The organism is Mycobacterium marinum, from assembly GCF_003391395.1.
In the GTDB taxonomy this organism is placed as follows: domain Bacteria; phylum Actinomycetota; class Actinomycetes; order Mycobacteriales; family Mycobacteriaceae; genus Mycobacterium; species Mycobacterium marinum.
This window is the reverse complement of sequence record NZ_CP024190.1, coordinates 5,516,606-5,539,685: the sequence shown is the minus strand read 5'-3', so window position 1 is coordinate 5,539,685 and position 23,080 is coordinate 5,516,606. Positions and strand designations below refer to the sequence as shown.

Annotated in this window: 23 protein-coding genes and 1 riboswitch; of the genes, 16 read left to right on the top strand and 7 right to left on the bottom strand. The window is 66.4% G+C overall.

Going from position 1 to position 23,080, the window contains the following annotated elements:
• The first annotated feature begins 190 nt into the window (after positions 1–190).
• Genes CCUG20998_RS23265 through CCUG20998_RS23250 form a run of 4 tightly spaced genes read left to right on the top strand, consistent with a single transcriptional unit; the run spans position 191 to position 2,632 of the window.
• Positions 191–1,174, top strand: coding sequence for a hypothetical protein (locus tag CCUG20998_RS23265; RefSeq protein ID WP_020729563.1), 984 nt, complete (start codon positions 191–193; stop codon positions 1,172–1,174).
• A complete protein-coding gene (locus tag CCUG20998_RS23260) occupies positions 1,171–1,752 on the top strand; it encodes a hypothetical protein (protein WP_020729564.1) in 582 nt (193 codons plus the stop codon). The genes CCUG20998_RS23265 and CCUG20998_RS23260 overlap by 4 nt, the downstream gene beginning before the upstream one ends.
• A 51-nt stretch (positions 1,753–1,803) precedes the next feature.
• Complete coding sequence (locus CCUG20998_RS23255; RefSeq protein ID WP_020729565.1) at positions 1,804–2,433, top strand: hypothetical protein; 630 nt, start codon at positions 1,804–1,806, stop codon at positions 2,431–2,433.
• A 13-nt stretch (positions 2,434–2,446) separates the two neighbouring features.
• Complete coding sequence (locus CCUG20998_RS23250; RefSeq protein ID WP_011738661.1) at positions 2,447–2,632, top strand: (2Fe-2S)-binding protein; 186 nt, start codon at positions 2,447–2,449, stop codon at positions 2,630–2,632.
• A gap of 14 nt (positions 2,633–2,646) precedes the next feature.
• Here CCUG20998_RS23250 and CCUG20998_RS23245 read toward each other — a convergent pair whose 3' ends face one another.
• A complete protein-coding gene (locus CCUG20998_RS23245) occupies positions 2,647–4,347 on the bottom strand; it encodes an alpha-keto acid decarboxylase family protein (RefSeq protein WP_020729566.1) in 1,701 nt (566 codons plus the stop codon).
• 63 nt (positions 4,348–4,410) lie between these two features.
• Between CCUG20998_RS23245 and CCUG20998_RS23240 the strand changes: the two genes are divergently transcribed.
• Genes CCUG20998_RS23240 through CCUG20998_RS23225 form a run of 4 tightly spaced genes read left to right on the top strand, consistent with a single transcriptional unit; the run spans position 4,411 to position 6,941 of the window.
• Entirely contained in the window at positions 4,411–4,851 is a 441-nt protein-coding gene (locus CCUG20998_RS23240) for an SRPBCC family protein (protein WP_012396222.1), read from the top strand.
• Positions 4,852–4,860: 9 nt separating this feature from the next.
• Positions 4,861–5,940 (top strand): CaiB/BaiF CoA transferase family protein, encoded by a 1,080-nt coding sequence (locus tag CCUG20998_RS23235; protein ID WP_036456038.1) that lies wholly within the window; start codon positions 4,861–4,863, stop codon positions 5,938–5,940.
• 58 nt (positions 5,941–5,998) lie between these two features.
• Positions 5,999–6,454: an SRPBCC family protein gene (locus CCUG20998_RS23230; RefSeq protein ID WP_081435805.1), complete on the top strand. Its 456-nt coding sequence runs from the start codon at positions 5,999–6,001 to the stop codon at positions 6,452–6,454.
• A 46-nt stretch (positions 6,455–6,500) separates the two neighbouring features.
• Positions 6,501–6,941 carry an SRPBCC family protein gene (locus CCUG20998_RS23225; RefSeq protein WP_036456040.1) on the top strand — a complete coding sequence of 147 codons (441 nt, stop codon included), beginning with the start codon at positions 6,501–6,503 and terminating at the stop codon, positions 6,939–6,941.
• Here CCUG20998_RS23225 and CCUG20998_RS23220 read toward each other — a convergent pair.
• Positions 6,938–8,134, bottom strand: coding sequence for a pyridoxal phosphate-dependent aminotransferase (locus CCUG20998_RS23220; protein ID WP_103654058.1), 1,197 nt, complete (start codon positions 8,132–8,134; stop codon positions 6,938–6,940). The two genes, CCUG20998_RS23225 and CCUG20998_RS23220, sit on opposite strands and share 4 nt — an antisense overlap.
• A 203-nt stretch (positions 8,135–8,337) precedes the next feature.
• Between CCUG20998_RS23220 and CCUG20998_RS23215 the strand changes: the two genes are divergently transcribed.
• Positions 8,338–9,549, top strand: a complete 1,212-nt coding sequence (locus tag CCUG20998_RS23215) for an acetyl-CoA C-acetyltransferase (protein WP_020729571.1) — start codon at positions 8,338–8,340, stop codon at positions 9,547–9,549.
• Between the two features lie 4 nt (positions 9,550–9,553).
• Entirely contained in the window at positions 9,554–11,698 is a 2,145-nt protein-coding gene (locus CCUG20998_RS23210; RefSeq protein ID WP_020729572.1) for a 3-hydroxyacyl-CoA dehydrogenase NAD-binding domain-containing protein, read from the top strand.
• A 74-nt stretch (positions 11,699–11,772) separates the two neighbouring features.
• Here CCUG20998_RS23210 and CCUG20998_RS23205 read toward each other — a convergent pair whose 3' ends face one another.
• Entirely contained in the window at positions 11,773–12,984 is a 1,212-nt protein-coding gene (locus CCUG20998_RS23205; RefSeq protein WP_020729573.1) for an FAD-dependent monooxygenase, read from the bottom strand.
• A gap of 79 nt (positions 12,985–13,063) precedes the next feature.
• On the opposite strand from CCUG20998_RS23205, the gene CCUG20998_RS23200 reads away from it, so the two are divergent.
• Positions 13,064–13,600: a TetR/AcrR family transcriptional regulator gene (locus CCUG20998_RS23200; protein WP_038581774.1), complete on the top strand. Its 537-nt coding sequence runs from the start codon at positions 13,064–13,066 to the stop codon at positions 13,598–13,600.
• 69 nt (positions 13,601–13,669) lie between these two features.
• Positions 13,670–14,653, top strand: coding sequence for an LLM class F420-dependent oxidoreductase (locus CCUG20998_RS23195; RefSeq protein ID WP_020729575.1), 984 nt, complete (start codon positions 13,670–13,672; stop codon positions 14,651–14,653).
• 27 nt (positions 14,654–14,680) lie between these two features.
• Here CCUG20998_RS23195 and CCUG20998_RS23190 read toward each other — a convergent pair whose 3' ends face one another.
• From CCUG20998_RS23190 to CCUG20998_RS23175, 3 genes are all read right to left on the bottom strand, one after another.
• Positions 14,681–15,001, bottom strand: coding sequence for a hypothetical protein (locus tag CCUG20998_RS23190; protein WP_020729576.1), 321 nt, complete (start codon positions 14,999–15,001; stop codon positions 14,681–14,683).
• An 850-nt stretch (positions 15,002–15,851) separates the two neighbouring features.
• Positions 15,852–17,501, bottom strand: a complete 1,650-nt coding sequence (locus tag CCUG20998_RS23180; protein ID WP_020729577.1) for a DNA repair helicase XPB — start codon at positions 17,499–17,501, stop codon at positions 15,852–15,854.
• Between the two features lie 82 nt (positions 17,502–17,583).
• Positions 17,584–19,842, bottom strand: a complete 2,259-nt coding sequence (locus CCUG20998_RS23175) for a helicase-associated domain-containing protein (protein ID WP_103654057.1) — start codon at positions 19,840–19,842, stop codon at positions 17,584–17,586.
• Between the two features lie 72 nt (positions 19,843–19,914).
• On the opposite strand from CCUG20998_RS23175, the gene CCUG20998_RS23170 reads away from it, so the two are divergent.
• The 4 genes from CCUG20998_RS23170 to CCUG20998_RS23155 are packed head-to-tail and all read left to right on the top strand — an operon-like array spanning position 19,915 to position 21,564.
• Positions 19,915–20,115 carry a hypothetical protein gene (locus CCUG20998_RS23170; protein WP_172607222.1) on the top strand — a complete coding sequence of 67 codons (201 nt, stop codon included), beginning with the start codon at positions 19,915–19,917 and terminating at the stop codon, positions 20,113–20,115.
• A gap of 8 nt (positions 20,116–20,123) precedes the next feature.
• Entirely contained in the window at positions 20,124–20,660 is a 537-nt protein-coding gene (moaC, locus tag CCUG20998_RS23165; RefSeq protein ID WP_020729579.1) for a cyclic pyranopterin monophosphate synthase MoaC, read from the top strand.
• Entirely contained in the window at positions 20,657–21,142 is a 486-nt protein-coding gene (locus tag CCUG20998_RS23160; RefSeq protein WP_012396206.1) for a MogA/MoaB family molybdenum cofactor biosynthesis protein, read from the top strand. Before moaC ends, CCUG20998_RS23160 begins: the two co-directional genes overlap by 4 nt.
• Positions 21,139–21,564 carry a molybdenum cofactor biosynthesis protein MoaE gene (locus CCUG20998_RS23155; protein ID WP_036456046.1) on the top strand — a complete coding sequence of 142 codons (426 nt, stop codon included), beginning with the start codon at positions 21,139–21,141 and terminating at the stop codon, positions 21,562–21,564. Before CCUG20998_RS23160 ends, CCUG20998_RS23155 begins: the two co-directional genes overlap by 4 nt.
• 44 nt (positions 21,565–21,608) lie before the next feature.
• Here CCUG20998_RS23155 and CCUG20998_RS23150 read toward each other — a convergent pair whose 3' ends face one another.
• On the bottom strand, positions 21,609–22,700 hold the full coding sequence (locus tag CCUG20998_RS23150; RefSeq protein WP_116269150.1) for a transglycosylase family protein: 1,092 nt from the start codon (positions 22,698–22,700) through the stop codon (positions 21,609–21,611).
• Between the two features lie 9 nt (positions 22,701–22,709).
• A riboswitch (cyclic di-AMP (ydaO/yuaA leader) is annotated at positions 22,710–22,923 on the bottom strand.
• Positions 22,924–23,080 lie beyond the last annotated feature (157 nt).

Below are 23,080 nucleotides of genomic sequence, written 5' to 3'. Positions count from 1 at the left end.
CTAGGAGCCGCCTTGGGGGCCAAACGACAACGTGGCTCTCCGAGGTTCGTCGAGACGAGGGGTCGATGCCGCGAGATGTGAAGTTGCGCAGCAGCGGAATCCGTCGTTGCGCGCCGGCGGTATCGAATCCGGGGGCCGGGCTCGACTCTGCCGATGACGGATTCGGGGTGGCGCAGTTGCGCATCCAGCGATGCACGCAGCGCTGCTGTCGGGCGGGCGTGGTGTGAGCACCGGCATCGGAAACGGCGCGGCTGATTCGAGATCGGCCCCGGTGGACGAGGGCGAAATTGGCGGCACCGCTGCCGAAATGCGGGCGTTGGCCGAAGAGGCTGAGGCCGAAGCCGCAGAAGCGGAGGCCCTGGCGGCCGCCGCCGGTGCCCGTGCGCGCGCCCTGCAACTAAGACGTCGCGCCGAACGCGCCGAGGCCGCAGCGGAAGTTGACGCTGCTTGTGAAGCCACCCATGAAGGCGCGGCGGATGGGCAGGCGACCGCTTCGCCCAACGGTGCCGAAGAGCCGTCTGCGAATTCGGCCGATGTCCTCGAGTCCGACGACGTCGCCGAAACCGAAGAGCTGAGCGCCGATGACGACGAGCCGGTAGCCGCCGGCTCGGCCGAGGCCGATGAGTCCGAGGGCGACGATCTTGCCGATGAGTCCGAGCGGTCACGGCGAGGTCTGCTGAGGCGCCCCAAACTGTCCACCCTCACCGCCGCGCTCGCCGTGCTCGTCATTCTCGCCGCGCTGGCCGGCAGCGCGTACATGGTGCTGCAGCATCGCGATGCGACCCGGCAGCGTGAGCGAGTGGCCGAATTCGCTGCAGCGGCGAGGCAGGGCGTGATCACCTTGACATCGCTGGACTTCCAGGACGCCAAGCAGGGGATAGGGCGCATCCTCGACAACTCCACCGGCTCGTTCAAAGACGAACTCCTCAAGTCCTCCGACGACTTCATCCAGGTGGTGCAACAGGCGCAGGTGGTCGAGCAGGGAACGGTCCAAGCCGTCGCCGTCGACAGGAACTCCATGACCGATGACTCGGCGGTGGTGCTGGTCGCCTCGACATCGGAAGTCACCAATGCCGCCGGGGCCAAGAAGGATCCCCGCAAGTACCGGCTGATCGTGACCATCACCCGAGACGGTGATCAGCTCAAGATGTCGAAAGTCGAGTTTGTGCCGTGACCGCAGAGCAGACCGCGGTCGAACAACAGAAGCCCGGCGAGGATCCGGGGCCGGAGCCACTCGAGCGCCGTCGGGCCTGGTTGCACAAGCTGACGCCGGGCAAAGTGGTCGTTGCCGTGGTGGGGCTGCTGGTGGCGGCCGCACTGGGGTTGCTGGCGGCGCTGTTCGTGTTCTCCTACCGGCCAGATCGCGAAGTCGATGCCCAGGCCGCCGGGGCCGCCGTCTCGGCCGCCAGCGACGGGGCGATCGCCATCCTGTCCTATTCTCCGGACACCCTCGACCGCGATTTCTCCTCGGCCAGGTCGCACCTCACCGGCGAATTCTTGTCCTACTACGACCAATTCACGCAGCAGATCGTCGCGCCGGCGGCCAAGCGGAAGTCGGTGAGGACCAGTGCGGTGGTGCTTCGCGCCGCCATTTCCGAGTTGCACCCGGACTCGGCGGTGGTACTGCTGTTCGTCAACCAAACCACCCAGAGCGCAGATCGGCCCGAACCGGCATTGACTTCCAGCAGCGTCCTGGTCAAGCTGACGAAAGCTAATGGAAAATGGCTTATCTCATCGTTTGATCCGGTCTAGGTTAGGTCTGGAACCGGTGTAGGGGATGCTGCTGGTGACGGGAACTCGGCGATGACGAACGACATCCACTCGATGGTGATCGCATCGGACTATCGCGTGCCCGATCCAACCAGGGTGTGGCCGCTGCTGGAACGCAACAAGTCCGCGCTCGCCGATATCGGTGCACATCACGTTCTCGTGTACGCCTCAACACATGACTACGGCCGCGTCCTGGTGATGATCGGGGTGCACAGCCGCGAGCCCGTCGTTGAGCTACTTCGTTCGCGGATCTTCTTCGACTGGTTCGACGCGGTAGGCGTCGACGACATTCCGGCGGTCTTTGCCGGTGAGATTGTGGACAGGTTTGTCGTCGGGGCGTCGGGGTCCGGGGCAGCGGCGGCCCCGGGAGTCGTGGTGGCCGCGATCGCCTCGGTCGACGACGTGGCGACGCTGATCGCCGAAGTCGCCCCGGCGATGGAGCGCTTTGTTGCCGCCGGTATCCGAAAGACCTGGGTCTTTCAGGCTTTCGACGACAGCCACGAAGTGCTGATCCTGCAGGAGTTTCCCGACGAGCAGCGGGCCCGCGAGTGGATCGATCACCCCGACGCCGCGGCCCAATGGCTTCGGGGTGCCGGGATAGGCGCATACCCACCGCTGTTCGTGGGCCGGCTCTCCGAGATGATGCGGATCGATCCGCAGTGAGTTGACCGCCGCAATGTTCGTGTGCCTGTGCAACGGCGTCACCAGTCAGATGGTGGCCGATGCCGTTGTCGCCGGCGCCACGACTACCCGGGAGGTCGCGCGAGCCTGCGGAGCGGGCGCGGACTGTGGGCGCTGCCGTCGCACCGTTCGGGCGATCATCGCCTCGTCAAGTGGCGATCGGGCGGCCCACCCGGCCTAACCTGTCGGTGCTCGTCAGCTGCGTCCGCCGCACTCGGGTGGTGATAGCGATCCGACGAGTTCGTCGAGCAGCGGCGGAACGTCGAGCCGAGGCAACACCGCCTCGACGACGACCATGCGGTCCTGCTGCTCGGCGGCCGCGGTGAGTGCATCGTCGAGCTCGCCGTAGTTTTCGGCCCGCATCGCCAGGTGGTTGGTGACTCCCAGCGCACCGGGGACATCGGTCCATCTCCAGCTGACAATGTCGTTGTACGTAGCGGTCTCGCCGTGAATCGCCCGTTCGACGGTGTAGCCGTCATTGTTGACCACCACGATGACCGGCGACAGGCCCTCCCGGGAGAAGATGCCGAGTTCCTGCACGGTCAACTGTGCGGCCCCGTCGCCGATCAATAACACCGTCCGGCGATCGGGATGGGCCACCGCCGCTCCCAGCGCCGCGGGCAGCGTGTAACCGATTGAGCCCCAGAGGGGTTGACCGATGAAGGTGACGCCCTGCGGCAATCGGTGGTCGGCCATGCCGTAGAACGACGTGCCCTGATCTGCCAGCACCACGTTGCCCGGTGTCAGGGCTTCGCAGAGCCGGTTCCACAGCATCTCTTGGTTGAGTGGCTCGTCGCGCCCCGGGGTGGGCGGGCCCGGCTCGGCCGGGGGCACCGCCACCGGGGGAGAGTTGATCCCGCGCTTGGTCAGGATTGTGGCCACGGCCTGCAGCGCGGCGCCCATCTCCAGTGGTGCGAACACCTGGTCCGCCACGCTGCTTTGGTACTGCCCGATATCGATGGTGCGGGCCGGGTCAATCCGCTGGCTGAAGAATCCGCTCACCATGTCGGTGAATACCACCCCGGCCGTGACCAGCACGGGTGCGCACTCGATGGCCGTGCGCACTGGCTCGGCGCTGGCGGCCCCGGCGTAGATGCCGAGGAAGTTGGCTGAACTCTCGTCGAGCAGGCTCTTTCCCCACATCAAGGTCGCATGGGGCACCACGTCGGCGGACAGCAATGCCTCTAGCTCCTTGATCGCTTGCAGGCGATGGACCAACAGGTCGGCCAGGACGGTCAGCTGGTGGTCACCGATCAGGTCGGTGGCAGCGCGGGTGAACAGCGACAGCGCGCGTGGGCTGGTTCCGCCGGCCAGCGGAGGCAACGGGGTGCCGGGCGGTTCGGTGGGGAACCGCGCCACGTCGGTGGACAGTAGTAGGTACCCGGGCCGTTTTTGCTCGCGCACCTCGCAGAGCACTCGGTCGATCTCCCGGCATGCCGTAGCTGGCATGAGATTGGCTTGCGCGCAGGTGATTTCGCGGCTGATTCGGAAGAAGTGCTCGAAGTCGCCATCGCCGAGCGAGTGGTGCAACGCCCGGCGGGCGCCCTGGGCGTCCTTGGAGGGGCCGCCCACGATGTGTACCACCGGTACGTGTTCGGCGTAGCTGCCCGCGATGGCGTTGGTCGCAGAAAGCTCGCCGACTCCGAAAGTCGTTACCACCGCCGACATTCCACGTAGCCGTCCGTATCCGTCGGCGGCGTAGCCGGCGTTGAGCTCATTGGCGCTGCCCACCCAGCGGATGATCGGATGGGCGACGATGTGGTCGAGGAATTCCAGGTTGTAGTCGCCGGGAACCCCGAAGATCTCCGAGACACCGAGTTCGGCCAGACGGTCGAGCAGGTAGTCGCCGACGGTGTAGACGGGGTCATTGGCGGCATCATTTTCGAGCAGGGTCACGACGACGACGCTACGCCGTTGAAACTATTCCGGTTGGGCCGCCGCTTCGCTATCGTGCGGGCCATGGCAATCAAAGAAACCCGCGACATCGTCATCGAAGCCAGCCCCCAGGAGATCTTGGACGTCATTGCTGACTTCGAAGCGATGCCCGGATGGTCTTCGCCGCATCAGAGCGCCGAAATTCTCGAGACCGGAGCCGATGGTCGGCCCAGCCAGGTGAAGATGAAGGTCAAGACCGCGGGTATCACCGACGAGCAAGTGGTGGCCTACAGCTGGGGCGACAACAAGGTGAACTGGTCGCTCGTCAGTTCGGGCCAGCAGCGTTCCCAGGAGGGGAGCTACCTCTTGACGCCGGAGGGCGACAAGACCCGGGTAAAGCTCGAGCTGGCCGTCGACGCGGTGGTGCCGCTGCCGGGATTCGTGCTCAAGCGTGCGGTGAAGGGCACGGTGGAGTCCGGCCTCGATGAGCTGCGCAAGCAGGTGCTGAAGGTGAAGAAGGGCTGAGTAGCCGCGGTGGCGGGTGGGGGACCCCTGGCGGGGGTGAAGGTCATCGAGTTGGGTGGCATCGGCCCCGGCCCACATGCCGGGATGGTGCTCGCCGACCTGGGTGCTGACGTGGTGCGGGTGCGCCGGCCCGGGGGTCTGCAGATGCCGGCCGAGGACCGCGATCTGCTGCATCGCGGAAAACGGATCGTCGACCTGGACGTCAAAAGCCAGCCGCAGGCCTTGTTGGAGCTGGCTGCTAAGGCCGACGTGCTGCTGGATTGTTTTCGGCCGGGCACCTGTGAACGGCTGGGAATCGGGCCCGATGACTGCGCCGCGGTAAACCCGCGATTGATCTTCGCGCGCATCACCGGCTGGGGGCAGGACGGCCCGCTGGCGCCGACGGCCGGCCACGACATCAACTATCTGTCGCAGACCGGTGCGTTGTCGGCGCTGGGCTATCGGGACCGGCCACCCACGCCACCGCTGAATCTGGTTGCCGACTTCGGCGGCGGTTCGATGCTGGTGCTGCTTGGCATCATGGCCGCGCTCTACGAGCGGGAGCGGTCGGGCAAGGGGCAGGTCATCGACGCCGCGATGGTCGACGGGGTCAGCGTGCTGGCTCAGATGATGTGGACCATGAAGGGAATTGGCAGTCTGCGCGACGAGCGCGAGTCCTTTCTCCTTGATGGGGGTGCCCCGTTCTACCGCTGTTACGAGACTTCTGATGGCAAGCACATGGCGGTGGGGGCCATCGAGCCGCAATTCTTCGCGGCGTTGCTGGCCGGACTCGGTCTGTCGGCCGCCGAGGTGCCGTCTCAGCTCGACATCGCCGCCTACCCCAAGATGCGCGAAATGTTTTCGGAGCGGTTCGCCAGCCGAACCCGCGACGAATGGGCCGCGGTCTTCGCCGGCACCGACGCATGCGTGACCCCGGTGCTGACATGGAGTGAAGCGGCAGCTAGCGATCATCTGCGGGCGCGCTCGACGGTGATTTCCGCGCACGGCGTGGAGCAGGCCGCGCCGGCGCCGCGGTTCTCCCGAACGCCGGCCGGGCCGGTGGGGCCACCGCCCGCCACGATCACGCGTATCGGCGAAATCAACTGGTAACTAGTTATTTGCACCGAACCCGGTTCGTGGCCCGGGCAGCGTTGCTAGCTTGAACTTGGTGGCCGTAAAAGCAGCGCGGGAATTCGTTATCGATGCGCCCCCGGAAGTGGTCATGGAGGCGCTGACAGACGTCGGCGTCTTGGTCTCCTGGTCACCCCTGCACAAGAGTGTGGAAGTCATCGACTACTACCCGGATGGCCGTCCGCATCACGTGAAGGCCACCATCAAGATTCTCGGGCTCGTGGACAAAGAGATCCTGGAGTACCACTGGGGCCCGGATTGGGTGTGCTGGGACGCGGATCAGACCTTCCAGCAGCGCGGTCAGCACGTCGAGTACACGGTCCGGCCCGAGGGACTCGACAAATCGCGGGTGCGGTTTGACATCACCGTCGAACCGTCTGGGCCGATCCCGGGATTCATCGTCAAGCGGGCTAGCGAGCACGTGCTCGACGCCGCGGCAAAGGGGCTCAGTGAGCTGGTCGCCAATCGCGACGCAACGGATCAGGCCAAGTAGCTTCGTCTGTCCTGAAACCTCGATTTTGGTTGCTAGTTTGGTGGCAGTGGCCATACAAGCGTCGGGTGAGATCGTCATTGATGCGCCCCCTGAGGTGATCATGGAGGCGCTAGCCGACATGGGCGCGGTGCCGTCGTGGTCGGTGGTGCACAAGCGCGTCGAGGTCGTCGACAATTATCCGGACGGCCGACCTCACCACGTGCGGGTCACCATCAAGGTCACCGGGATCGCCGACACCGAACTGCTCGAATATCACTGGGGGCCGGACTGGATGGTCTGGGATGCCCAGAGGACCGTCCAGCAACACGGCCAGCACGGCGAGTACAACCTGCGCCGCGAAGCGGACAATAAGACGCGAGTGCGCTTCAGCATCACGGTGGAACCCTCAGCTCCGCTACCCGAGTTCTGGGTTAATCGTGCGCGCCGAAAGATCCTGCACTCCGCGCTGGAGGGATTGCGCAAGCGCGTGATGGGTACGGCTGACTAAGCCGCGTCACGCAGTGCGGCCAGCCGCTTGATCGCCTCGTCCAGGGTGTCTTCGCGTTTGCAGAAGGTAAAGCGCACCAAATGATTCCAGATATCGGCTTGGGTTGAAGCATGCTCGGCCACCGGATCGCAGAAGGCCGACATCGGGATGGCGGCCACCCCCACCTTCTCGGGCAGCGCGGCGCAAAACGCCGTGCCGTCGTCGTAGCCGAGCGGCCGCGGGTCGGCGCACAAGAAGTAGGTGCCGTGGCTGTCGTGTACCCCGAATCCGATCTCGCTCAGGCCGGCGGCCAGCCGATCGCGTCTGGCCTGTAACGAAGTCCGCAGCGCTGTGACCCAGGCATCCTCGGAATCCAGTGCCAGCGCCACCGCGGGCTGCAGCGGCGCCCCGCCGACATAGCTCATGTACTGCTTTGCCGCGCGCACCCCGGCGATGAGTTCTTTTGGGCCGCAAGCCCATCCGATCTTCCATCCGGTGCAGTTGAACATCTTGGCCGCGCTCGAGATCGTGACCGTGCGCTGCGCCATCCCGTCAAACCCGGCCAGGGGCAGGTGTTGGTGCCCGGTTGGCGAGGTGAACACCAGATGCTCGTACACCTCATCGGTGATCACCAATAGGTCTGCGGCCACCGCAATCTCTGCTATTGCCGCGAGTTCGGCGCGGCGCAGCACCGCACCGGTGGGATTGTGCGGGGAGTTGACGATCAGTGCGCGGGTCTTGGGTGTCACGGCGCGTCGCAGCGCATCGGCATCCAGCGCGAAGCCGCGGCCGTCGGGCACCAGCGGCACGGCAACTCGCTTCGCGCCGGCCATTGCTATCACCGGTGCATAGGAGTCATAGAACGGTTCGATCAACAGCACTTCCGAGCCGGGTTCGACCAGTCCCAGGACCGCGGCCGCGATGGCCTCGGTGGCGCCGACCGTGACCAGCACCTCGGTATCCGGGTCGTATTCGACACCGAAGCGTCGTCGACGCTGGGCGGCGATGGCCTGGCGCAGGGCCGGGATGCCCATTCCCGGCGGATACTGGTTGGCGCCCGCGGCGATGGCCTCTTGGGCGGCCTTCAACATCGCCGGCGGTCCGTCCTCGTCGGGAAAGCCTTGGCCAAGATTGACCGCACCAATGCGCGCGGCCAATGCCGACATTTCGGCGAACACCGTCGTCGCGTAGGGCTGTAGCCGCGACACCGTCATGTCGGTCGAGCCTAGCCCGAGCGGCGATGCGCGCCGTCGCGCGGCGTTGGGCGCACGCTGCCGCGGCCGGTGATCAGCGGCGCGGACCGCTCCAGCAACTCGGCCCAACCAACAGGTTGGCCGAGGCCCCTGTTAGTGTGCCTGTACTGGACCTAGTCTTGATGACGGATCTGAACCCCAATTTTTGTGAACAGGAAGTCGACATGTCCGAAGAAGCCTTCATTTATGAGGCCATCCGCACGCCGCGTGGCAAGCAAAAGAACGGATCGCTAAACGAGGTCAAGCCGATAAGCCTGGTCGTTGGCCTGATCGAGGAGCTGCGCAAGCGCAACCCTGACCTCGACGAGAACCTGATCAGCGACGTCATCCTGGGCTGCGTGTCGCCCGTCGGTGACCAGGGCGGCGACATCGCCCGCGCCGCGGTGCTGGCCTCCGGGATGCCGGTTACCTCCGGTGGCGTGCAGCTCAACCGGTTCTGCGCATCGGGTCTGGAAGCGGTGAACATGGCCGCCCAGAAGGTGCGTTCCGGGTGGGATGACCTGGTGCTGGCCGGTGGTGTGGAGTCGATGAGCCGGGTGCCGATGGGTGCCGACGGCGGCGCCATGGGGCTTGACCCGGTCACCAACTACGACGTCATGTTTGTTCCGCAGGGCATCGGCGCCGACCTGATTGCCACCATCGAGGGCTTCTCCCGCGACGACGTCGACGCCTATGCGCTGCGTAGCCAGGAGAAGGCCGCCGAGGCGTGGTCGGGCGGCTACTTCGCCAAGTCCGTGGTGCCGGTCCGCGACCAAAACGGTCTGCTGATCCTCGACCACGATGAGCACATGCGGCCCGAGACCACCAAGGAAGGCCTGGGCAAGCTCAAGTCGGCCTTCGAGGGCCTGGCGGCGATGGGCGGTTTCGACGACGTCGCGCTGCAGAAGTACCACTGGGTGGAAAAGATCAACCACGTGCACACGGGCGGCAACAGCTCCGGCATCGTCGATGGTGCCGCGATCGTGATGGTCGGTAGCGAAAAGGCGGGGGCAGCGATCAACGCGACCCCGCGCGCCCGCATCGTCGCCACCGCGACCAGTGGCGCCGACCCGGTCATCATGCTGACCGGCCCGACCCCTGCCGCCCGCAAGGTGCTCGACCGCGCCGGCCTGACGGTTGATGACATCGACCTGTTCGAGCTGAACGAGGCGTTCGCGTCGGTGGTGCTGAAGTTCCAGAAGGACCTCAACATCCCCGACGAGAAGCTCAACGTCAACGGTGGGGCCATCGCGATGGGTCACCCGCTGGGGGCGACCGGCGCGATGATCCTGGGCACCATGGTCGACGAGCTGGAGCGCCGCAACGCCCGGCGCGCATTGGTCACGCTTTGTATTGGTGGCGGCATGGGTGTCGCGACGATCATCGAGAGGGTTTAAGTAAATGGCCGACAACACAATTCAGTGGGACAAGGATGCCGACGGCATCGTCACGCTGACCATGGACGACCCGTCGGGGTCGGCCAACGTCATGAACGAGGCCTACATCGAGTCGATGGGCAAGGCGGTGGATCGCCTTGTCGCCGAAAAGGATTCGATTACCGGAGTGGTGATCACCAGCGCCAAGAAGACCTTCTTCGCCGGTGGTGACCTCACGTCCATGATCCAGGCCGGTCCGGAAGACGCCGGGCAGTCCTTCGACACGGTCGAGACGGTCAAGCGGCAGCTGCGAACCCTGGAGACGCTGGGCAAGCCCGTCGTCGCCGCGATCAACGGCGCGGCACTCGGCGGTGGCCTCGAGATTGCGCTGGCCTGCCATCACCGCATCGCGGCCGACGCCGAGGGCAGCCAGCTGGGTCTGCCCGAGGTGACCCTGGGCCTGCTGCCCGGTGGCGGCGGGGTGACCCGCACCGTGCGCATGTTCGGTATCCAGAACGCCTTCGTGAGCATCCTGTCCCAGGGCACCCGGTTCAAGCCGGCCAAGGCCAAGGAGATCGGGCTGGTCGACGAGGTGCTGCCGACGGTCGAGGAGCTGGTGCCCGCCGCCAAGGCGTGGATCAAGGCCAACCCGGATTCCCACGAACAGCCCTGGGACAAGAAGGGTTACAAGATCCCGGGCGGCACTCCGTCTTCGCCGGGGTTGGCTTCCATCCTGCCGTCGTTCCCGGCCTTGCTGCGCAAGCAGCTCAAGGGCGCTCCGATGCCGGCCCCGAAGGCCATTCTGGCCGCCGCGGTCGAAGGTGCGCAGGTCGATTTCGACACCGCCAGCCGCATCGAGAGCCGCTACTTCGCCTCGCTGGTCACCGGCCAGGTCGCCAAGAACATGATTCAGGCGTTCTTCTTCGACCTGCAGGCCATCAACGCCGGCAAGTCGCGGCCGGACGGCATCGGCAAGACCCCGATCACCAAGATCGGTGTGCTCGGTGCCGGCATGATGGGCGCGGGCATCGCCTACGTCTCGGCCAAGGCCGGCTACGACGTGGTGCTCAAGGACGTCAGCGCGGAGGCCGCCGCCAAGGGCAAGGGCTACTCCGAGAAGCTGGTGGCCAAGGCACTCGAGCGCGGTCGCACCACTCAGGAGAAGGGCGACGCGCTGCTGGCTCGCATCACCCCGACCTCCGACCCGGCCGACCTCAAGGGCGTGGACTTCGTCATCGAGGCCGTGTTCGAAAACCAGGAACTCAAGCACAAGGTGTTCCAGGAGATCGAGGACATCGTCGAGCCCAACGCGGTGCTGGGGTCGAACACCTCCACGTTGCCGATCACCGGTCTGGCCACCGGGGTCAAGCGCCAAGAGGACTTCATCGGTATCCACTTCTTCTCCCCGGTCGACAAGATGCCGCTGGTCGAGATCATCAAGGGTGAGAAGACCTCCGACGAGGCCCTGGCCCGGGTGTTCGACTACACCCTGGCAATCGGCAAGACCCCGATCGTGGTGAACGACAGCCGCGGCTTCTTCACCTCCCGGGTCATCGGCACCTTCGTCAACGAGGCGCTGGCGATGCTCGGTGAGGGTGTCGAGCCGTCGTCGATCGAGCAGGCGGGATCGCAGGCCGGCTACCCGGCCCCGCCGCTGCAGCTGTCCGACGAGCTCAACCTGGAGCTGATGCACAAGATCGCTACCGCTACCCGCAAGGGTGTCGAGGACGCCGGCGGCACCTACGAGCCGCACCCGGCCGAAGCGGTTGTCGAGAAGATGATCGAGGTTGGTCGGTCCGGTCGGCTCAAGGGCGCGGGCTTCTACGAGTACCCCGAGGGCAAGCGTGCCGGCCTGTGGCCGGGCCTGCGGGAGACGTTCAAGTCGGGCACCTCGGAGCCGCCGCTGCAGGACATGATCGACCGGATGTTGTTCGCCGAGGCGCTGGAAACCCAGAAGTGCCTCGACGAGAACGTGCTGATGTCGACGGCCGACGCCAACATCGGATCCATCATGGGCATCGGCTTCCCGCCGTGGACCGGTGGTAGCGCGCAGTACATCGTCGGCTACGAGGGTGCGCTCGGCCGGGGCAAAGAGGCCTTCGTGGCCCGCGCCCGCGAGTTGGCCGCCAAGTACGGCGACCGCTTCCTGCCGCCGGACTCGCTGACCTAAGCGTCAGGCTTGGCGAGCAGACGCGGAATCGCGTGCGACCCACGGTCGCAATGCGATTCCGCGTCTGCTCGTGCCTATCCGGGCCGCGGTGGGGCGTATTCCTTGAACCGCATTGAGTCGTAGAGCCGCACACCCTTGGTGTTCAGCTTCGCGACCGCTTTGGTTAGGCCACCGGGCAGCATTGAAACCAGCTGCGCACCGTGGGTCAGCGCCCACACTCCGGCTTTCGATCGCGGAATGAGGCTCACGGCGACCCCGCTGGCAAAGGCGCGGCCGCGACTTACCGGGTCGGCCATCTCTCGCTCGTAGGCGGCGAACGCTCGCGCGTAGTCGCCGCCCGCTTGGGCCAGTTCCCCGGCCAGTATGTAGGCGCCGAGCACCGACAGGCTGGTGCTGCCGCCGACCGCGGGCCCCGGGCAGTAGCCGGCGTCGCCGACCAGTGTTACCCGCCCGCGCGACCAGGTGTCGAGCTGCAACTGGGTGATCGAGTCGAAGTAGAAAGCCGGTGTGCGGTCCAGCTTTTCGAGCCAAAGGTCCACCTGCGGATGCATTCCGGCGATCGCTTCACGCAATAATTCCTTTTGCCGCAAGACATCTCGGTAGTGGTATTGCAGTTCGTCCTGAGTGCGGAACAGGAACAGCAGGCGCGCGTCGTCGAGGGGCGCTGCGGTGTAGACCGCTGCCATCCGGCCGGGCCCGACGTGACCGACCATCTCGCCGTCGTGTGCCAGTCCTTTCGGCACCGACACCACCGCGAGGTATCCGCCGAGGAATTGAGTGTGTCCGGCGTCTTCGCCGAAGACCAGGCGCCGCACGTTGGAATGCAGACCGTCGGCGCCGACCACGATGTCGAAGCAGCGTGGCGCGGCGTGCTCGAAGCTCACCCGTCCGTCCGGCGAGATGGCTGTGATCGAGTCGCCGAACAGGTATTCGGCGTCATTACGGCTGGCCTCGTAGTAGATCTCACTGAGATCGTCGCGCATGATCTCGACATGCTGGTCGGACGTGGCGCTGAAGATCTTGGCGAGATTGACGCGAACTGGCCGCTGCGCGCCCTCGCGATACCAGGTCAGGGTTTCGGTCCCGGTGGCCAGCGCTTCGATCTTCGATAGCACGCCCATCTTCGCCGAGATCTCCATGGACGGCCGGAACAGGTCAACGGCATGGCCGCCGGCCTTGCGCAATTGTGGCGCCCGCTCGACGACGGTGACATCGAACCCGTAGCGGCTCAGCCAATATGCCAGTACCGGACCGGAGATGCTGGCGCCCGAAATCAAGATCCGCACGTCGGCCTCCTACTTACTTAACGTTCGGTAAGGCTAACATGGGGTGCTTACCTAACGGTAGGTCAGATAGCCTCGTGTGGTGACCAAGCCCAGGTCGGACACCAGGCGGCGGATCCAGGAAGTCGCTCGCGAACTATTTCTGTGCCAAGGTGTGCGGGGCACCAGCTTGCAGGACATCGCGGACCGGCTGGGGATCACCAAGCCGGCGCTGTACTACCACTTCGCGTCACGCGAAGACCTGGTACGCAGCATCGTGGTGCCGTTGATCGAAGAGGGCGAGCGATTTGTCGCGGAGCGTGAGCGGCTTGCCGACGGCAATGTCCGCGGCCTGCTCGAGGGGTACTTCGATTTCCACTACCGGCATCGTCAGGACCTGATGCTGGTGGTGGTCGAACTGACGTTGCTGTCCGACCTCGGCCTGATCGACACCGTGCTGGCCTGGCGGGAGCGGCTTGGTCGGCTGGTGTTCGGCGCGGCGCCGACGCTCGGTCAGGCGACCCGGGCGGTGCTGGCATTTGGTGGATTGCAGGACTGTTGCATGCAGTTCCCGGACGCGCCCTATGCGCAACTGCGGCAGTACTCGGTGGAGGCGGCGTTGGCCGCGCTTGGTGTTTGACGCCGGGCTCGGGGCGGGTGCTTGGTGCCCGCTCCAAATTCGGTGGCCGCCGGGCATATAGTCCGAGCTATGCGCTTCGGTTTTTTCATTCCGCAAGGCTGGCGAATGGATCTCGTCGGCATCGCGCCCGAGCAGCATTGGGCGGTGATGCGCGACCTGGCTACCTACGCCGATGCCAGCGCCTGGGACTCACTGTGGGTCTATGACCACTTCCATACCGTGCCATTGCCCAGTGACGAGGCCACCCATGAGGCCTGGTCGTTGATGGCGGCCTACGCGGCGGTGACCTCGAGGATCAAGCTCGGCCAAATGTGCACCGCGATGAGCTACCGCAATCCGGTATATCTCGCCAAGGTGGCGGCCACCGCCGACATCATCTCGGGTGGGCGCATCCAGATGGGGATCGGGGGCGGCTGGTACGAACACGAGTGGCGTGCCTACGGCTACGGATTCCCTTCGGCCGGGGTGCGGTTGGGCCGGCTGGACGAAGGCGTGCAGATCATGCGGGACGCCTGGCGCGACGGCAAGGTCAGTTTCGACGGCAAGCACTATCAGGTCGACGGCGCGATCGTCGCGCCGAAGCCGTTGCAGAACAATGGAATTCCATTGTGGGTTGCCGGTGGCGGGGAGAAGGTGACGTTACGTATCGCCGCACAGTACGCGCAATACACCAACTTCACGCCCCAGCCCGAACAGTTCGCGCACAAGTCGCAGGTGTTGGCGGAGCATTGTCGCAAACTGGGCACCGAATTCGACGCCATAGTGCGATCGGCCAACTTCACCGCCGTCCTGGGTACCTCGGAAGCCGACGTCAAAGATCGGATGGGGCGAGTCCGTGACCGTCTGGTCGGCTACGTGCCTGAGGCCGTGGCCGATTCGATGGTTGGCGGCCTGCCGGATTCGGCGACGGGCACGCCCGAACAGGTCATTGAGCGACTGGCGCAGATTCGCGACCTTGGGTGCGAATACGCGATCTGCTATTTCCCGGAAGCCGCGTATGACCGCTCCGGCATCGAGTTGTTCGAGCGTGAAGTGATTCCCGCGCTGAGCTAGCGGCCACCGCGGCTGCTGGGCCCCGGTCTACTGATTCGGGATCGAAGCCGGGCCGCGCACCGTGCCCTCGACATAGCCGTCGTGCAGTCCGCGATCGATCTCGCGTTCCGTTGCGCTCGGAATGTGAACTGGCAGTTCGGTACAGCCGTTGCTCAGGCTCTGCAACGGGCTGGCGTCGGCGCCGCCAGGCGCGGTTCCGGCAATGCAGTCAGCCGCGCTGGCCGATGCCGCTGCGCTCACACCGAAACCGACAGCGATGGCAGCGCCGACAAGTAGTTTCGCGACCAGGGCGGTGGACTTTTGGTTGAGTGATCCCAGGGGCAGAGTGCGCGCATTCGGGTAGGACATGAAGACTCTCCTTTCGGGGCCGGCACGGCCCGGGCGAGTTGGTGTGGGAAACGCCAGATCTGCCTACGGGCGAGATGGCGCTGGTGGTTGTGAGGGCGGTCCCGGCGAAACGGTGCCGGGCGGCCAGGCGGACACAGGTGCGATGGTCGCGTCGAAGCGGCGGGCCTGAGCGGCGGTGGGTATGCGGTGCTACGTCACAGCGGCGCGATTAGCGCTGCGCCATCAGCAACGGGCCACGCAGAGCCGCGTCAGCGAATCTCGACCGCCCGCAGCATCGGCGGGCTTGGCGGTATGGGTGAGGTTGGGCGCCAATTCCATTGCGAAAAGCGATGCCGGCTGCGGCGACCAGACTAAGGCCGGTGATAAAGGAATCCAGCTCGGCGGCCGACCACGCGTCATCCACATGCTGTGGAACGGCTTGGTGTGGGTTGGTACCGAGCCTGATGCCGTGGCGTTGCCGACATGGCTCACGGCTGGGGAATCGGCATGTAGTTGTGTTGACCCGAGGGCCCCGGAATGCGGGCTGTGGACTGAAATTCCGTGTGACCATGTCACCGGTTCGGGCAGCGAGGCCGCAGAGAACTTGGGGCGCAACGCCCAACCTGCGATCAACGCAACAAACACACTCAGCGCCGCGGCAACCACGATGGCTGACTGCCATCGCTGGATGCGCCGATCGCTGCGGGTGCTCATAAACGCCCGAATGTACAACACGACTCTTGGGCGGCCAATGCCCTGAGCTGTGAAAACGAGCAAAGTCAGGTGTGTGTTCTACCTACCCCGGCGCGAGCAGACGCAAAATCGCACCAAACGGGGCTCCGTTGGTGCGATTTTGCGTCTGCTCGCCAGGCTAGATCGCCGGGCCCAACAGGTCGTCGGCGTCGCGGATGATGTAGCCATAGCCCTGCTCGGCCAGGAATCGTTGCCGGTGTGCGGCGTATTCGGCGTCCAGGCTGTCGCGGGCAACCACCGAATAAAACATTGCGCCACCGCCGTCGGACTTGGGGCGCAGCAACCGGCCCAACCGCTGTGCTTCCTCCTGGCGCGAGCCAAAGGTCCCCGAAACCTGCACCGCCACAGAGGCCTCCGGCAAGTCGATGGAGAAGTTGGCGACCTTCGACACCACCAGGGTGGCTATCTCGCCACGCCGGAAGGCGTCGAACAGCGCCTCTCTTTCCCGAGTTTTTGTCGCTCCCTGGATGACCGGAGCATCAAGTTCGGTGCCCAGCTCTTCGAGTTGATCCAGGTAGGCCCCGATCACCAGGGTTTGCTCGCCGGGGTGCTTGTGCAGAATCGACTTCACCACAGCGATCTTGGTGTGCACCGTCGAGCACAGCCGGTAGCGCTCTTCGGGCTCGGCGGTGGCGTACGTCATGCGTTCGCTGTCGGTCATGGTGACCCGGACTTCGACACACTCCGCCGGGGCGATCCAGCCCTGCGCTTCGATGTCCTTCCACGGCGCGTCGTAGCGCTTGGGGCCGATGAGGGAGAAGACGTCGCCCTCGCGGCCATCTTCGCGGATCAGCGTCGCGGTCAGGCCCAGTCGCCGCTTGGACTGCAGGTCGGCGGTCATCCGGAACACCGGTGCCGGCAGCAGATGCACCTCGTCGTAGATGATCAGGCCCCAGTCGCGGCTGTCGAAGAGCTCGAGGTGGCGGTATTCGCCCTTGGAGCGGCGGGTGATCATCTGGTAGGTCGAGATGGTGACCGGCCGAATTTCCTTGCGTTCTCCGGAGTACTCGCCGATCTCTTCCTCGGTGAGCGAAGTGCGGGCCACCAGTTCGCGTTTCCACTGCCGCGCGGCGACGATGTTGGTGACCAGGATCAGCGTGGTCGCCTGGGCCTTGGCCATTGCGGCCGCGCCGACCAGTGTCTTGCCCGCCCCACACGGCAGCACCACCACGCCGGAACCGCCGGCCCAGAAGGAGTCGGTGGCCAGCTCTTGGTAGTCGCGCAGCTCCCACCCGTCGGGCTGCAGGCTGATCGAATGTGCCTCGCCGTTCACGTAGCCGGCGAGATCTTCCGCGGGCCAACCGATCTTGAGCAGCAGCTGCTTGACCCGGCCTCGCTCGCTGGGGTGGACGATAACGGTGTCATCGTCGATGCGGGCGCCCAGCATCGGCGCAATCTTCTTGTTGCGCAGCACTTCTTCGAGCACGGCCCGATCCAGGCTGATCAGCGTCAAACCATGCGCAGGGTGCTTGACCAGTTGCAGCCGGCCATAGCGGGCCATGGTGTCGACGATGTCGACGAGCAGGGGCTGGGGTACCGCGTAGCGCGAGTGGGTGACCAGCGCGTCGACCACCTGCTCGGCGTCGTGGCCGGCCGCCCGGGCGTTCCATAGGGCCAGCGGTGTGATCCGGTAGGTGTGCACGTGTTCTGGCGCGCGCTCGAGCTCGGCGAACGGCGCGATGGCTGCGCGTGCGGCACCGGCCTGCTCGTGGTCGACCTCGAGCAGAACCGTCTTGTCGGATTGCACGATCAGGGGTCCGTCGGTCATGCCCGCCGCCCTCCGTCACAGCAGGGTGCTATCAGCACCGCATCGCCATCTGGGTGGTAGCCGAAGTGGATCATGGCATCCATTATTGGCCGTCGGCCGAGACGACCGACGTGATGCGGTGCACAGCGAAGTCACGCAGCTTTCCCGACGTGGAATCGAAGGCGGTCAACTGACCGCCCCGGATGACGATGGGGGACACCACCCGCTGGGTGGCCACGCCCGCCGCGTCGAGGTAGCCGATCACCAGCGTGGCCTCGTCCTTTGCGGCGCGTTGCAGCAGCGACATCGCGACAGCCGGATCGATGCGGATATTGCCGAACGGTGCCGAGGTCACCTTGCGCAGCACCTCGATGATGCCGTTGAGCGTCTCACCGCTGGGCCGTGCCGGGGGCCGATAGGGCCGGCGTTGGTTGGGAGCGGGAACCCGGGAGCCGCGGGGCCGGACGTCGACAATCGCGCCGGTGGAATCCTCGGCCGCGGGTGCGAAGCCCGCACTGCGCAGGGCGACGAGGACCTCGCCGATCGGGGCGGGTGACACCGCCACGGTCGGGGCCAGCGCGCGCAGCTGCACCGCCTCCGCGGCGGGTGCCGCTACGGCTTGGGCCAGCAACGCGGGGTCTTCGCAGCGCACGAACGAGGTCGCCATGCCGATACGGAGCTGGCCGTGCCGGCGCGCCACGTCGTCGATGAGGTAGGTGAGTCCCTGCGGGACCGGCGTCTTGGAGTGGTCCGCGAAAAACGTGTGCATCCAGCCGCGGGTCTTGCCGATGTCGAGCGCATGCCGGATGGATTGTTCGCTGACCCGGTACACCATCGCCGCACCGGCCGATTCGATGGTCGCCACGGTCGCCAGTTCATCGGCGAGGTCGCGCTGCAGCGGACCGGGCACCACGACGGTCAGGTCCGCTTGGACCAGAAAATGGTCGATCGGCTTCGGCAGCGCCGCGGCCATTGTGGCAATCACGGCGGCGGGGTCGCCGCCGTGTTCCAGCAGGGTGCGCCCGGGCTTGCTGATCGCGCCGCGCCCGACCAGCCCCAGGACCTCGCTCTCGGCCAGCAGATCCGAGATCGGCTCCGGCTGCAGTCTTCGGCTCCATCGCGGGCGCTGCCAGATCAAAGCGGCCGAAGCCGTCACCGGATCGACACCGGCGCCGGCGGGTAGCTCAGCGAGCATGCCCAGGAGCAGCCGGCGATCCAATGGCGCCGCAGTCGAGAACAGCGAATCAGACAAGGCGCTATAGGGCTTGGCGTCGGGGCCGCGGCTGCCGATCAACGCCGGTCGGCCGGGCAGATCGAGCCACGCGGTGGCCAGTAGCTGCCACCGCTCGGCCGGTGACATCGTGGTGAACCGGTCGGCGGTGGCCGTCGGCGCCCAGTACGGTCCGTCACCGTGGTCGGGCAGCGGATCGGGCATGCCGCTGGCGATCAGTCCGGCCGCCGCCGCCACCTCGAGGATCAGGCCCAGGCGCGCCTCGTCGATTCCGACCGCCTTGGCGATCCGCTTCATCTCACGCACCCCAAGTCCACCGCTGCGCAGCTCGACAACCGGCATGGTGCCGAGGTTTTCCAGCAGTGCTTCCACCTCACGCAGCAGGTCGATCACCGCTCCGGCGGCCGTCGCGTCCACGTCCTCGGGGGTGGTGGTGGAAACCACCGGGTCGGGTGCGCTGAGCTGCATCGGACCGGGCCGTTCGCCGCGGAGCACCTGGCCGACGTGGCGGGGCAAAATCACGGTGTCGGCGTCGATGCGCCGCAGCAGTCCCATCGTCAAGAGCTGCGGCACCGGTCGGTCCGGGGCGGCGCCGGGTGCGGCGTCGCGGGTGCGGCCCATCGGCGACCCCTCGAGCAGTTTGTCCAGCACGTCGCGTTGCGGCTGGTCCAGCCCGGCGATCAGTTCGGCAATTTGCTCGCCGGTTCGCGAGTTGTCCTCGAGAGTGGCCTGTCCCGGGTGCCATGGCAGCGCGGTGCCGGCGTCGGCGGCGATCCGGACGGTGGTGTCGCCCCAGGCCAGGGCGCGCAGTTTGAGGTCGGTGAGCGCTTCGGTCAGTTCGGCCTGGGTGGCGCGCTCACCGATCAGCGACACCAGCTTTGCGATCGGCACCGGCTCGGTGTCGGCCAGCAGCACCAGCAACGCATCGAGCACCGCCAACCGCAGGAAGTCGAGTTGTTCGGTCGCAGCCTTGACCGATTGACGGGCCTGGGCCCGCGCGGCTAGCGCGGCGATGCTGCCAGGTGGCGGCTGGGCAAGGTCCGGCCGCAGCTCGAGTAGCGTGATCAGCCGCTCGTCGGGCAATTCGGCCAGCCAGGACCCCAGCGGGATTTCCGGGGTGTGTTCGGTCATTGCTGATCAGCGTAGGGCCCGACCGGTGACCTTGCGCCGCGGACGGCAGGTAAACCTGTCAGAATGGACGCCGTGGCTGACATTGCTGAAGGCAAGGCGGGTAAGAGCAAGTACGTGGACAACGGCTGGCCGACCACGGATCCGGATGACCACGCCGTGAGCGAGCTGGTGACCGACCGAACAGGGGCGTTGTCTCCGTTCGGTGAGGTGGTGTTTCCGCTGGCCGCAGACGATCTGCCCTACCTGCACCCGGTGACAGTCGTCAACAGGTAGTCGTTGGGATGGCCGAGCCCCCCAACGCATCCAAGGCCCCCGCGGCATCGGCGACACCCGGGGCAGGCTCTTATCCCTCAGGTGGGCTATCGCATCTGGATGAGCGGGGAGCCGCGCACATGGTCGACGTCACCGAGAAGGGGGCCACCAGACGCACGGCTGTTGCTGCGGGCTTTCTGCGCACCTCGACGGAGGTGGTGGCGTTGATCTCGAGCGGCGGCCTGCCCAAGGGGGATGCGCTGGCCACCGCGCGGGTGGCGGGAATTCTGGCGGCCAAACGCACCAGTGACTTGATCCCGCTGTGTCATCAGCTCGCCCTGACCGGTGTCGACGTTGATTTCATCATGGCTGAGGCTGATGTCGAGATCACCGCGACGGTGCGCAGCACCGACCGAACCGGTGTCGAGATGGAGGCACTGACCGCTGTCAGCGTCGCGGCCCTTACGCTCTACGACATGATCAAAGCGGTCGACCCAGCCGCTCGTATCGACGATGTCCGAGTGCTCAGCAAACAGGGCGGGCGCAGCGGAAGCTGGTCGAGGTGAGCACGGCTCGCTCGGCCCAAATCATCATCGCTTCAACGCGTGCGGCATCCGGTGTGTACACCGATGAATGCGGGCCGATTATCGCTGAATGGCTTGAGCAACGCGGCTTTTCGCCGGTGGAATCCAAGGTGGTCGCCGACGGTAACCCGGTCGGCGAGGCGCTGCAGGACGCGGTCGAGGCCCAGGTGGACCTGATCATCACCTCGGGCGGCACTGGGATTTCGCCTACCGACTCGACCCCGGAACAGACCGTGGCGGTGCTGGACTTTGTGATCCCGGGATTGGCCGACGCCATCCGCCGCGCCGGCTTGCCGAAGGTTCCGACATCGGTGTTGTCCCGAGGCGTGTGTGGTGTAGCCGGCCAAACCTTGATCGTCAACTTGCCTGGTTCACCTGGCGGCGTTCGGGACGGGTTGGATGTGCTCGCCGACGTCGTGCACCACGCGCTCGATCAAATCGCTGGCCAAGACCACCGGCGATGACGCAGGTGGTGCGGGCCCTGCTGACCGACCAGCCGATCTCTCTGGCCGAACACGAGGAACTGGTGGGCCGGCCCTCGGCGGGAGCTGTCGTCGGTTTCGTCGGGGTGGTGCGCAACCACGATGGCGGCCGGGAAGTGTTGCGGCTGGAGTACTCCGCGCACCCGTCGGCCGGCCAGGTGCTAGCCGAGGTGGTGGCCGATGTTGCCCAACACGCCGCCGGTGTGCGCGCGGTCGCGGCCAGCCACCGAATCGGGGTCCTGTACGTGGGCGATGCAGCCTTGGTGGCCGCCGTGGCTGCCGATCATCGCGAGGCCGCGTTCACCACGTGCGCGAAGTTGGTCGACACGATCAAGGCGCGGCTCCCGGTGTGGAAGCACCAGTTCTTCGGTGATGGTTCCGAAGAATGGGTGGGTTCGGCCTAACCCGCTCGGCTTTCCGCGCCGGTCGGGTTAGGGGTGACCCTGTCTCAGGCGAAGACGGCCGGCTGCGCGAGCGCGTCGAGCGCGTCGTTGCCGCTGATGTTCTGTCCCACGATCGCCTGCCACAACTTCTTGGTGTAGGCGACGGTCGAAGCCTCGTGGACGTCCACCGGCGGGTTGTCGGCGTCGGCCGACGGCGGCAGGTCTTCGGGAGCCGGCGGCAGGTCGGCCGGGGCCGGCGGTGCCAGGTCTTCGGGAGCCGGCGGCAGGTCGGCCGGGGCCGGCGGTGCCAGGTCTTCGGGAGCCGGCGGCAGGTCGGCCGGGGCCGGCGGTGCCAGGTCTTCGGGGGCCGGCGGCAGGTCCTCCGGGGCGGGAGGCAGGTCGGCCGGCGCGGGCACGTCGTTGCCCACCAACTCCACCGGGGGCGCCACGTCCTCGGGCGCCGGCGGCAAGTCGGCCGGCGCGGGCGCGGCCACATCCTCAGGCGCAGGCGGGAGGTCCTGCGGCGCGGGCGGCAGGTCTTCCGGGGCGGGGGGCAGGTCGGCCGGGGCCGGGGGTGCCAGGTCTTCGGGGGCCGGCGGCAGGTCTTCCGGGGCGGGCGGCAGGTCGGCCGGCGCGGGCACGTCGTTGGCCGCCAGCTCTACCGGGGGTGCCGGGTCAGCCGGGGGCGGGACGTCATCTCCGGGGGGCGGGGCCAGCGGTGCCGGCTCGCCGTTGATTCCGGGGGCGTCGAGCGGGGCATCCAGCGCGGCCGGAGCGGGGACGTCGCGGGGAGTGGCGGCCGACAGGCCGTGTCCGCATACCGGCCAGGCTCCGCGGCCCTGAGTGGCCAGGACGCGCTCGGCGACCGCGATCTGCTCTTCGCGACTGGCCAGCTGCGCGGATGGCGCATATTCGCCGCCACCGTGGGAGGCCCAGGTGCTCGGCGCGAATTGGACGCCGCCGTAGTAGCCGTTGCCGGTGTTGATCGCCCAGTTGCCGCCAGACTCGCAACGGGCCACCTGGTCCCATTCGCCGTCGGTGGCCGCGGCCGCGTGGCCGGCAAGGGCGATACCACCGCCGCCGAGCACCGCGCCGGTGAAGGCGATCTTGGCGACGCTGACGTTCGAGGTAGTGGGCTTACGGTGACGTCCACTCATACGTTCAGTAATTCCTCTCGGTACACGCCTGCGAGGTCAGCTGTCGGGTTCGGGTTGGAGAGGTTACCCGGCCAGCGTCGTACTACATCTGTGGGACGACGTCGGCTTCACCCCAAGGGCCGTGAAGGGCCCGGTCCGATCTCGGTGGACCTGGTGGGTCCCCCGCCTCCATCCGTGGGTCGGAATCCCCCGCCTACCGGATGGAGCTCGGCGCGTTGTAGGGAGGGCAGGCAAGTCAGTTGGGTTCGGTTGACCAGCCCTGAGAGACGGTAGCGGTTTCAGACGTTCTCGTCACGCACGAAGTAATGAGGTGTTTTCCGCGCAACCGTGGGCTAAAAGGCCAGGAAAGACCACTGTTTCCGCAGCTCATAGCGTCCCGA